Source organism: Amycolatopsis suaedae (assembly GCF_004214935.1).
GTDB classification, from domain to species: Bacteria; Actinomycetota; Actinomycetes; order Mycobacteriales; family Pseudonocardiaceae; genus Amycolatopsis; species Amycolatopsis suaedae.
Genome location: NZ_SFCC01000003.1, coordinates 69,136 through 80,700, shown reverse-complemented (window position 1 = coordinate 80,700; position 11,565 = coordinate 69,136). Strand labels below are relative to the sequence as shown.

Annotated in this window: 7 protein-coding genes and 2 tRNA genes; 1 reads left to right on the top strand and 8 read right to left on the bottom strand. The window is 70.1% G+C overall.

The annotated features are described in order from the left end of the window. Positions 1-310: 310 nt before the first annotated feature. The 4 genes from EWH70_RS06405 to gltX form a co-directional block, all read right to left on the bottom strand. Positions 311-383, bottom strand: a tRNA-Glu gene (locus tag EWH70_RS06405). Positions 384-441: 58 nt separating this feature from the next. After that, positions 442-513: transfer RNA gene (locus EWH70_RS06400), tRNA-Gln, on the bottom strand. 105 nt (positions 514-618) lie between these two features. Further along, positions 619-1,395 (bottom strand): HAD family hydrolase, encoded by a 777-nt coding sequence (locus EWH70_RS06395; RefSeq protein WP_130474345.1) that lies wholly within the window; start codon positions 1,393-1,395, stop codon positions 619-621. 80 nt (positions 1,396-1,475) lie between these two features. Then, positions 1,476-2,963: a glutamate--tRNA ligase gene (gltX, locus tag EWH70_RS06390; protein WP_130474344.1), complete on the bottom strand. Its 1,488-nt coding sequence runs from the start codon at positions 2,961-2,963 to the stop codon at positions 1,476-1,478. An 88-nt stretch (positions 2,964-3,051) separates the two neighbouring features. Here gltX and EWH70_RS06385 point away from each other — a divergent pair, with 88 nt between their 5' ends. Beyond that, positions 3,052-4,293 carry an FAD-dependent oxidoreductase gene (locus tag EWH70_RS06385; RefSeq protein ID WP_130474343.1) on the top strand — a complete coding sequence of 414 codons (1,242 nt, stop codon included), beginning with the start codon at positions 3,052-3,054 and terminating at the stop codon, positions 4,291-4,293. Here the strand turns inward: EWH70_RS06385 and EWH70_RS06380 are convergent. The 4 genes from EWH70_RS06380 to EWH70_RS06365 form a co-directional block, all read right to left on the bottom strand. Then, on the bottom strand, positions 4,283-5,050 hold the full coding sequence (locus EWH70_RS06380) for a fumarylacetoacetate hydrolase family protein (protein WP_130474342.1): 768 nt from the start codon (positions 5,048-5,050) through the stop codon (positions 4,283-4,285). The two genes, EWH70_RS06385 and EWH70_RS06380, sit on opposite strands and share 11 nt — an antisense overlap. Continuing rightward, entirely contained in the window at positions 5,041-6,675 is a 1,635-nt protein-coding gene (gene cimA, locus EWH70_RS06375; protein ID WP_130474341.1) for a citramalate synthase, read from the bottom strand. The genes EWH70_RS06380 and cimA overlap by 10 nt, the downstream gene beginning before the upstream one ends. A gap of 265 nt (positions 6,676-6,940) precedes the next feature. Further along, a complete protein-coding gene (locus EWH70_RS06370; RefSeq protein WP_130474340.1) occupies positions 6,941-7,981 on the bottom strand; it encodes a 3-isopropylmalate dehydrogenase in 1,041 nt (346 codons plus the stop codon). 267 nt (positions 7,982-8,248) lie between these two features. Next, positions 8,249-11,560, bottom strand: coding sequence for a S8 family serine peptidase (locus EWH70_RS06365; protein WP_130474339.1), 3,312 nt, complete (start codon positions 11,558-11,560; stop codon positions 8,249-8,251). Positions 11,561-11,565 lie beyond the last annotated feature (5 nt).

The following is an 11,565-nucleotide window of genomic DNA, read 5'->3' as shown; positions in this document are numbered from 1 at the left end:
CACAAACGCTTCGCCAACGCCTACCCGCCGCAGTGACGTGCACGGTGCTGGGGATCTCCCGGCAAGCCCATGTGGTGAGAAGCCCGAGCGGAAGTCCGACCCCGCGCCGGGCACCGGTGGCTGGCGCACACACGTGATCGTCCGCCCCAACGGTCAGGGCGGACACGCCGCCGATGAGTTCCTGGAGTTTGCGGGCCGGCTACCCGACATCGCGGAAACCGCGGAGAGGATGAACGACGTCATGACGTCCCAAAACGACCTCGGGGCGAGCAGCGAATCCGCTGCTCGCCCCGAGGGTGGGTGCTGTACGTACCCCCGATGGGATTCGAACCCACGCTACCGGCGTGAGAGGCCGGCGTCCTAGGCCGCTAGACGACGGGGGCTAGGAACTTCCCTTTGTTGCGAGAGGTAACTTACCAGACCGGTTTTTCCCTCTTGCAGCTGGGGTACCAGGACTCGAACCTAGACTAACTGAACCAGAATCAGTCGTGCTGCCGATTACACCATACCCCAATGATGGCGCCGTTCCGGCCGAGACCGGCTCAGCACCACCGAGAAGAAATAGTAGACCACGCCCGGCGGGCCCCCTCAGCGACCCCACCACACGGGGCCGCCAGATCAGCGTGGTATTGGCACGCCGACCCGCGCGAACTCGCAGACCAGCAGCTCGGGGAGGGCGGCGAGGTCCTGGATGACGTGGACGCCCGTGGGCACGTCGGTCTCGCCACCGGGGCGGTTCAGCCACACGCCGGCCAGGCCGGCCCGCACAGCGCCGACGGCGTCGGTGTCCAGCTTGTCGCCGACGTGGACGGCCTCGGCCGGGTCGCAGCCGAGCGCGAGGCACACCGAGTGGAACATCTCCGGGTCGGGCTTGGCCACGCCCAGCTCACCGGCGATGGCCACGTGGTCGAAGAACGGAGCCAGCCCCAGCGTCGCCAGCTTCGCGCGCTGGTGACGGCCCGAGGCGTTGGTCACAGCGGCGACGTACAGGCCGGCGGCCCGCAGCCACTCCAGGCACGCGACGACGTCGTCGAACAGCCGCCACGAGCTGTGCAGGATCTCCAGTCTTCGCCGCTCGAAGTCGGCCGCGTCGGCGTCGATACCCAGCTCGGCCAGGAAGCACTCGCTGCGTAGCCGGTGCATCGAGCCGTAGTCCAGTTCACCGGCCACGACCTTCGCCACGTAGCGATCGGTGATCGTCTCCCAGAGCGACCACAGGTCGGATCGTCCGAGCAGGACACTCAGCGCCCGGCGGCCGGAAGCCGAGAAGTCGACAAGGGTGTCGTCGATGTCCAGACAGACCAAGCGCAGGGAGGGAGGTGCCCAGGGGTCGGGGTGCCCCGGCGGCGCCGCGGCGGTTTGCGTCTGTGTCGGGGAGGCAAGCGCAAAATCCACTCAGAGAGGCTAGGGCAGTTGACGCTCTGCCGATTCGACCAACGAGGTGAACAATGGCGCCCCTTTGGAGACGATTCGATCTACGCTGGGTTGCTAGGTACCCCGCGACGCAACCTACCCAGTGAGATTTCTCGCCCGAGCAGCTCCATCGATTCGTACAACGGTGGGGACACCGTGCGACCGGTTACCGCCACCCGAACGGGCGCGAACGCCTTGCGGGGCTTGAGTCCCAGGCCGTCCACCAACGCGCCCTTGAGGGCCTCCTCGATGGCCTCGGTGGTCCATTCGGGCAATGCCTCCAGCGCCTCGATCGACGCCCGCAGCACGGGCTCGGCGTCCGGGCCCAGCGCCTTGGTGGCGGCGGCCTCCTCGGGGGCGAACGTGGCCTCGTCGACGAACAGGAACCGCACCATGTCCACCGCGTCGGACAGCACCGTCACCCGCTCCTGGACCAGCGGCGCGATGGCCCGCAGGCGCTCCAGCTGCTCGGGGGCGGGCTCGGCGGGCAGCACACCGGCCGTGACCAGGTACGGAACGACCCGCGCGGCGAAGTCCGCCACGTCCAGCGCCCGCACGTGCGTGCCGTTGATGGCCTCGGCCTTCTTCAGGTCGAAGCGTGCCGGGTTGGCGCTCACCTTGGTGATCTGGAACGCCTCGACCAGCTCGGCGACGCTGAAGATGTCCCGGTCGTCGGCGATCGACCAGCCCAGCAGCGCCAGGTAGTTCAGCAGTCCCTCGGGCACGAAACCGCGGTCGCGGTAGTTGAAGAGGTTCGAGGAAGGGTCGCGTTTGGACAGTTTCTTGTTGCCCTCCCCCATCACGTAGGGGAGATGACCGAACTCCGGCACGAACTCGGCAACGCCCACCCGGCGCAGCGCCTGGTAGAGCGCGATCTGCCGCGGCGTCGACGGCAGCAGGTCCTCGCCACGCAGGACGTGCGTGATGCGCATGAGCGCGTCGTCGACCGGGTTGGTCAGCGTGTACAGCGGCTCGCCGTTGGCACGCACGAGCACCGGGTCGGGGATGGTCCCGGCCGGGAAGCTGATCTCGCCACGGACCAGGTCGGTCCAGCCCAGGTCCTCGGCAGGCATGCGCAGCCGCAGCACCGGCTGCCTGCCCTCGGCGCGGAACGCGGCGCGCTGCTCCTCGGTCAGGTCCCTGTCGAAGTTGTCGTAGCCGAGCTTCGGGTCCTGACCGGCGGCCTTGCGACGGGCCTCGACCTCGTCGTTGGTCGAGAACGCCTCGTACAGCTCGCCCGCGGCGAGCAGCTTGGCCGCGACGTCGGCGTAGACGTCGCGGCGCTCACTCTGCCGGTACGGCCCGTACGGCCCGCCGACCTCGGGCCCCTCGTCCCAGTCCAGCCCGAGCCAGCGCAGCGCGTCGAGCAGCGCCTCGTACGACTCCTCGGAGTCGCGGGCCGCGTCGGTGTCCTCGATGCGAAACACCAGCTTGCCGCCGTGGTGCCGGGCGAACGCCCAGTTGAACAGGGCGGTGCGGATGAGCCCCACGTGCGGCGTGCCGGTGGGCGACGGACAGAAGCGGGCGCGAACAGGCGTGGCAGTAGTCATAGCCCGATCAGCGTATCGCCCTTGACGCACTGCTCGGCGCGGGTGCATCCTCAAGTTATTCAACAACCGATGAAATGGGGTGGTGGTGATGACCAGGCGCACGACCTGCGCGGTCATCGGAGGCGGTCCGGCCGGCATGGTCGCGGGGCTGCTGCTGGCGCGAGCCGGCATCGAGGTGACCGTCCTGGAGAAGCACGGCGACTTCCTGCGGGACTTCCGCGGCGACACCGTCCACCCGTCGACCCTGGACCTGCTGGACGAGCTGGGCCTCGGCGAGCGCTTCGCCGCGCTGCCGCAGAGCAAGGTGGAGGGCGTCGCGTTCCCCATCGACGACGAGAACCAGCTGGTCTTCGCCGACCTGACCCGGCTGAAGAACGCCCGCCCCTACATCGCCATGGTCCCGCAGTGGGACTTCCTGAACCTGCTGGCCGACGCGGGCGCCGAGGAGCCGGCGTTCACCCTGGAGATGAACGCCGAGGTCACCGAGCTGATCCGGGAGGGGGACGCGGTGCGCGGGGTCCGCTTCAGGCGTACCGACGGCTCGGTCGAGGAGCTGCGCGCGGACCTCACCATCGCCGCCGACGGCCGGTGGTCGCTGGCCAGGCGGCAGGCGAACCTCACGCCGCACGAGTTCCCGGTGCCGATCGACGCCTGGTGGTTCCGGCTGCCGCGCCACCCCGGTGAGACGACCGGGTTCCTCGCGCCCCGGATGGGCAACGGCCACTTCGCGGTGGTCATCCCGCGCGAGGGGTACTACCAGATCGCCTACATCGCGCCGAAGGGCAGCGACCCGATGATGCGGGCGGCAGGCGTCGAACGGTTCCGCGACCGCATCGCCGACGCGGCCCCGCTGTTCGCCGACCGGGTGGACGCCATCGAGTCGATGGACGACGTCAAGCACCTCGACGTCCGGCTCAACCGGCTGCACCGCTGGCACACCGAGGGCCTGCTGTGCGTCGGCGACGCCGCCCACGCCATGTCACCGATCGGCGGAGTCGGGATCAACCTCGCCGTGCAGGACGCCGTCGCCGCCGCACACCTGCTGGCCGGGCCGCTGAAGCGGGGCAGGGTGACCACCGCCGACCTGGCGAAGGTCCGCAAGCGCCGGTGGCTGCCCACCGTGCTCGTGCAGACGTTGCAGCGCATCCTGCACCGCCAGGTGATCAAGCCGGTGCTGGACGGCCGCCGCGACGGCCCGCCCAAGCCCATGGTCAAGCTGGTCGAGACGGTGCCGCTGGCGTCGTACCTGCCCGCGCGCCTGATCGGCGTGGGCTTCCGGCCCGAGCACGCACCGGAGTTCGCCAGGAGGAGCCCCGCGGCTACCCGGTGACCGGGTTGGTCAGGGTGCCGATGCCCTCGACCGTGATCGAGACCTGCTGCCCGTCGGCGATCGGGCCGACACCCTCCGGGGTGCCGGTGAGGATCACGTCGCCGGGCAGCAGCGTCATGACACCGGAGACGAACTCGATCAGCTCGGGGATCTTGTGCACCAGGTCCGACGTCCGGCCGTCCTGCTTCAGCTCACCGTCCACTTCGGACGTCAGCCGCAGGTCGGCGGGGTCGAGCGAGGTCTCGATCCACGGGCCGAGCGGGCAGAACGTGTCGTACCCCTTGGCCCTGCCCCACTGCCCGTCGGACTTCTGCTGGTCGCGGGCGCTGACGTCGTTGGCCACGGTGTAGCCGAGCACGACGCTCGCCGCCCGCGCCGCTGGCACGTTCTTCACCGGCTGGCCGATCACCACCGCCAGCTCGCCCTCGAAGTCGACCCGCGACGAGCTCGGCGGCAGCTTGATGGCCGCGTTCGGGCCGATGACGCTGGTCGACGGCTTGAGGAAGATCATCGGCGACTCGGGCACCTCGTTGCCGAACTCCGCCGCGTGCTTGGCGTAGTTGCGGCCGACGGCGATGACCTTCGTCGGCAGGATCGGCGCCAGCAGCCGCACGTCGGCCAGCGGCCACTGCTTGCCGGTGAAGTTGGGCTCACCGAACGGGTGCTCGGCGATCTCACGGACACGGGCGTCGTCACCGTCCCCCTCGACTGAGGCGAACGCGACACCACCGGGATGAGCGATTCGGGCTAGACGCACGCGGGCGAGTCTACCCGCATGCTCTTGTGCACCAGCGCGTCACACAGCGCCAGCCAGCTGGCCTCCACGATGTTGCCGTGCACGCCGACCGTCGTCCACTCACGCTCGCCGTCGGACGTCTCGACCAGCACGCGGGTGACGGCGTCGGTGCCGGGATGGCCGGGCAGGATGCGGACCTTGTAGTCGGCCAGCTCGACGCTGTCCAACCAGGACAGGTGCGGCGACAGCGCCTGACGAAGCGCGGCGTCCAGTGCGTGCACCGGCCCGTTGCCCTCGGCGGTGGCGATCACCCGCTGCCCGGCGACGTGCACCTTCACCGTCGCCTCCGAGGAGACGACGCCGTCGGCGCGGTGGTCGAGCACGACCCGGTAGGACTCCAGCAGGAACGGCGGCACGGCCAGCGCCTCGGCCTGCTCCCCGCCGACCTCGCGGCGCAGCAGCAGCTCCAGCGACGCATCGGCGGCCTCGAACGACCAGCCCTCGGCCTCCAGCCGCTTGACCTTGTGCACCGCACTGGTCAGCGCCTCGGGCCGGCCGGCAAGGTCAACCCCGAGCTCACGTCCCTTGAGTTCGAGGCTGGCCCTGCCGGCCATCTCGGTGACCAGCACCCGCATGTCGTTGCCGACAGAAGATGGATCGATGTGGTTGTACAACAACGGATCCACCTTGATCGCGCTCGCGTGCAACCCCGCCTTGTGAGCGAAGGCCGACGCCCCTACGTAAGCCTGGTGGGAGTAGGGGGCGATGTTCGCGATTTCGGCAAGAGCATGGGAGACGCGGGTGAGCTCGGCGGCGCCTCCGGTCGGGAGCACCTCCATGCCGAGCTTGGTCACCAGGTTTCCCGTCACGGCGAACAGGTCGGCGTTGCCTGCCCGTTCCCCGTAACCGTTCGCGGTGCACTGCACGTGCGTGACACCCGCCTGGACGGCTGCGACGGTGTTGGCCACCGCGCAGGAGGTGTCGTCCTGGCAGTGGATGCCGAGCCGGAAGCCGGTCCGGTCCCGGACCTCGCGGACGGTGTCGGCGATTCCCAGCGGCAGCTGACCGCCGTTGGTGTCGCACAGCACCAGCACGTCCGCGCCCGCCGTGGCGCCCGCGTCGAGCACCCGCAGCGAGGTGTCCGGATCGAACGCGTAGCCGTCGAAGAAGTGCTCGGCGTCCAGGAAAACCCGCCTGCCCTCCGACACCAGGAACGTCACCGTGTCCGCCACCATCGCGCAGGCCTCGTCGACGTCTGCCCGCAACGCCCGCTCGATGTGCCTTCTGTCCGATTTGGCCACCAGGGTCACCACCGGCGCCCTGGAGTCCAGCAGTGCCCGCACCTGCTGGTCCTCCTCGGCGGCGACGCCGGCCCGCCGGGTCGATCCGAACGCGACGAGTGCGGCGTGCTTGAGCTGCAGCTCCCCCGCCGCCACCCTGGCGAAGAACTCCGTGTCCTTCGGCAGCGCGCCGGGCCAGCCGCCCTCGATGAATCCCACCCCCAGCTCGTCCAGCAGCCGCGCGACCGCGAGCTTGTCAGCGACCGAGTAGCTGATCCCCTCCCGCTGCGCGCCGTCACGCAGGGTCGTGTCGTAGAGGTGGAAATCGTCGCCGAGTGCGGTTCCGGCCGGTTCCGTGCGGGTCACGGGAGTTTCTCCTGGGTGGTGGGAAAGGTTTTAAGGCAAACAAAAAACCTCCCGCATCGGGATGCGAGAGGTCTGCGCGCCGGGTGCTTCCAGAACACCTACCCGGCGCGCCTGCGGATAATGATCACGGCAGAGCGAGTCACCCGGGCATCATGACACACGCCGCGAAGCCCGTCCATGGCGTGGGCGGTTCTTCCCACTATCTGGTCACCTCATGGCAAAGAAAAACGCCCACGGCGACCACCGTGGGCGTTTCCGGAGAAGCTCAGCTCAGCTGGCGGGTGCTGGACGACACCAGTGCCGCCAGCCGGTCGCCGATGGCGTGCGTCGAACCCGGCGAGGCCTGATCACGGGTGGCCAGGTCGAAGGCGACCGACGCCTCGATGCGGCGCGCGGCCTCCTTCTGGCCCAGGTGGTCCAGCAGCAGCGACACCGACAGCACCGCGGCCGTCGGGTCGGCCAGGCCCTGGCCCGCGATGTCCGGCGCGCTGCCGTGCACCGGCTCGAACATGCTCGGGTTGCGACGGGTGATGTCGAGGTTCCCGCTGGCCGCGAGGCCGATGCCACCGGTCACCGCGGCGGAGAGGTCGGTGACGATGTCGCCGAACAGGTTGTCGGTGACGATCACGTCGAACCGCGACGGGTCGGTGACCAGGTGGATCATCGCGGCGTCCACGTGGGAGTACGCCACGGTCACCTCGGGGTGCTCCAGCGACACCTCCTCGACGACCCGCGACCACAGTGAACCGGCGTGCTCCAGCACGTTGGTCTTGTGCAGCAGCGTCAGGTGCCTGCGCGGCCGCTGCTCGGCGCGGGCGAACGCGTCGGCCACCACCCGGCGGATGCCGAACGCGGTGTTGACGCTGACCTCGGTGGCGATCTCGTGCTCGGTGTCCTTGCGCAGCAGGCCGCCGTTGCCCGCGTACGGACCTTCGGTGCCCTCGCGCACGACGACCATGTCGATGTCGCCGGGGTCGGACAGCGGGCCACGCACACCCGGGTAGAGCCGCGCCGGGCGGAGGTTGACGTGGTGATCCAGCTCGAACCGCAGCCGCAGCAGCAGGCCGCGCTCCAGGATGCCGCTGGGGACCGTCGGGTCGCCGACGGCGCCGAGGAGGATGGCGTCGTGCTGGCGCAGCTCGCCGAGCACCGACTCGGGCAGCAGTTCGCCGGTGGAGTGCCAGCGGGCGGCGCCGAGGTCGTAGTTGGTGACCTCCGCGTCGGGTACGACTTCGCCGAGAACTTTGAGCGCCTCGGTGACCACCTCGGGCCCGATCCCGTCACCTGGGATCACAGCGAGCCGCATCCACACACCTCCGTCGACAGGGGTCCGGCGTCCCGGATGGCCCATCAGCTACAAACTTCCAGCGACGGCAGGTTACCGGCTGCCGACAATCGGCCGAAGCCGCACCACCCTTCCGCCTGAGCTTCCCGGACTCCGAGACACCCAATAGTGTCACCCGCTAGGCCAACAGGTACAACAAGCGGCTTTTCACATGTCCGGTTCTACCCAATGCCGTGAAGGGGGCCCTCACGGCGTCTGATGCCGTGAGGGCCGCCTTCACGGACTTCGCTACGGCGACACCGCGGGAGCCTGGACGGTGGTGACCGAGGCGCGGGCGCCTGCCGCGTTGTGGTGGTGCAGCGCCAGCAGGCCGAGGAACGTGTCCTTGCCAGCCGACTCCGCGTCGCGGTTGACCACCAGCGCCGTTCCCGGCCTGGCCAGGTAGGTCAGCGCGGCGTCGCCGCCGCCCTGGACCCAGTAGCCGGGCGAGGTGGCGTCGAACGACACCGCGGGCGTGCTGTCGATGACCGAACTGCCCGGCGCCCGGTAGTACCCGGTCGTGCCGACCGTGTAGCTGATCCGGTGGGTGTCGGCGTTCGGGTCGATGCCCAGCGCGGTCAGCCGGACCGGCAGCACCACGACGTTGCTGTCGAACACGTTGGTGTCCACGTCGCCGAAGTGGCCGTTCAGCGGCTGGACGTCGACCGTGCGCGGTCGCGGCCCGGTGATGTCGACCGTCACCACCAGCAGCACGTCGGTGCCGGTGCTCTTCGACACGTAGGTCTCGAAGTCCGGCCTGCCGTCGCCGGTGGTGTCGATGTCGACGAACGGGACGGTGTTGCTGCCCAGGTTCGCCCAGTCGCTCCAGGTGGCGACGCCGAACGCGAGCAGCGCGTCGCCCGGGTTGCCCTGCTGGCGGGCCAGCGGGGCGGTCGACGTGGCGCCGACGTAACGGATGTCACCGCCCTTCGCCGTGCCGTTGATCGTGCAGCCCTCGGTCACGTCGCCGGCGCATTCGGGCAGCTGCGGCGACTGGGCCTGCAGCTCGAACACGCTGACCAGCGACCGGTACGCCTGGCTGCCCGTGCCCTGCGTGACACCGCGGCCACCGAGGTTGAGCACGGCCTGCGTCTGCCCGGCACCGAAGCCGATCGCACCGGGGGTGGTGATCGCGGCGACCGGCTTCGGGGCGGCGTAGACCGGCACCCGCAGCCCGACGGTGGCGCCTGCCTTCGGCGTGAACACCACCTTGCCGGACGCGTCGGCGAGGAACTGCCTGGCCAGGCCGGCCTGGACGGTTTCCATCGTCGGGTCGATGACCTTGCGCAGTGCCTTCGGGTCGTCGATCTTCAACGTCACCCGCACCGTGCCGATGCCACGCGGGCTGAGCTTCAGCGACGCCTTGTCCAGCTCGTAGCGCACCCCGGGCAGCTGGGTGACGCCCTGGTAGGCGACCCCGAACTCGACCGGCCGGACGCCCTTGTTGACCACCTTGAGCGTCTTGGTCAGCGACACCGGGCCGGCGGCCTCGACGGTGCCGAACGTGGCACTCACCGAACCGGGGTTGTCCATGACGTAGGCCAGTACCTCGTTGTCCAGCGCGGCCTTGGCGTCCACCCTGCCGGAGCCGACGCGCTGCGGCGCGTAGACCGCACCCGCCTGCGACTTGATGTCGGCACCCGCGGTGTTGACCACCGCGGCCTTGACCTCCTCGACCGTCCAGTCCGGGTGGGCCTGGCGGATCAGCGCCGCGATACCCGAGGTGTGCGGGGCCGCCATCGAGGTACCCGACAGCACCGTGCGGTCGTTGCCGCTGCCACTGAACGCCGAGGCGATCGAGTCACCCGGCGCGGCCACGTCCGGCTTCACGCTCGGGCCGCGGACGCCCCGCGAGGTGAAGCTACTCGGTGTGTCCACAATGGACTGGTCGAACGTCTGCAGCGCGGCGCGGCCGGTGCCTGCCATCCGCACCCGCAGCGTGCCCGCGTCCAGCGCGGGGCGCAGTGCCGTGGTGGCCGACCCGGTCAGCTGGAACGTCGGCAGGGTCGCGTTTCCGGCGATCCCGGCGGCGAAGTGCTCCAGTTTGGACGTGAACAACGCGCCCTTCGCGCCCGCCTGCTCGGCGTTGGACGAGCGGGCCACCGAGCCGCACTGCCGGGTGGCGTCGTTGTCGTCCCACTCCAGCCAGACGATCTTGCCCGCGACCGCGGCGCGGTCGGCGTCGGAGTACGGGTCGCAGCCGTCGTCGTTGGCCGCCGAGATCCGGGTGACGTCGCCGGTCAGGTCCAGCGTGTCGTAGCCGGCGAACTCCTGGCTGAACTGGCCGGTGCGCTGACCCGGCGGGGTCACGGATTCCACGACGTCGCGCACCACCGAGGCGTCCCGGCTGCTGGCCACGGTCAGCGCCTCGGGCGTGTTGCCCGGCGAGCCGCCGATGTCGTACAGGTCGCCGCCGTTGCCGCCGGAGAACACCGGGAGCACGTTGTTGGCGGCGAGCTTGCGCACGAACAGCGAGTCGGGGTCGTCGGGTGCGCCGTAGTCGCTGCCCAGCGACAGGTTGACCAGGTCGAGGTGGTCGGTGAAGTCGCCGTCGCCGTCCGGGTCGAGTGCCCAGTCCAGCGCCTGCGACGTCACGTTCGTCGAACCGTGGCAGCCGAACACCTTGATCGCGTAGATGAGCGCCTTCGGCGCGGTGCCCGGACCGATGCGCATCGCGCCGACGGTCTCCGGGGTCAGCTTCGGGTAGTCACCGGTGAACGTCGAGCCGTCGGCGTTGACGCCGAACCCGGCGGCGGTACCGGCGACGTGGGTGCCGTGCGAACCGCAGGAGATCGGGTTGGGGTCGGGCTTGGGGACGGTGACCTCGCCCTGCCCGCCCGAGTCGTAGTCGTCGCCGACCAGGTCCGTGCCGCCGACCACCTTGGCGGTCGGGAAGAACGACGGGTCGATCTTGGTGCGGTCGATGGCCCGGTACGCCTCCTTGGTGCCCGGGCCGCCGAAGTGCGCGTGGGTGTAGTCGACGCCGTCGTCGATGACGCCGACGCGGATGCCGTCGCCGAGACGGCCGGTCTGCTGCCAGACGTTGAGCGTCCTGGTGAGCTGGACGGCGCTGGTGTTGGTGCGGGTCTTCGGCACGACCGTGCGCACGGAGACCACGTCGTCGCGCTTGGCCAGCTCACGCAGGTGGCCCGCGTCGGCGGTGACGACGGCGCCGGGCACGGCGTTGGACGTCTCGGCGAGCAGCTTCGTACCGGCGTCACCGGAGCGCAGCTGGCCGACCACGGAGTCGACGGCGCCCTCGGTCTCGGTCTTGGCGGCGCGGGCGGCCCGCTTGGCCTGCTCCTTGCCGCGTCCGCGCTCGGCGTTGAACGCGTCGACGGCCGGGCGCTTGGCCAGCTCGACGAACGCGGTCACCCTGCCTTCCTGGGCGTGCAGCCGCGGCGACAGTTTGTCCTTGAGGGGCCCGGCGTCGGACTTCGCCGGGGCCACGGCGTCCGCGAGTGGCGGAGTCTGCGCCGTGGCGCCCGGCGTGCCGAACACGGTGGCCGCCAGCACCGCGGTGAACACCACGGCCGACGACCGGAGCGGTCTGTGTCTCATGGCGG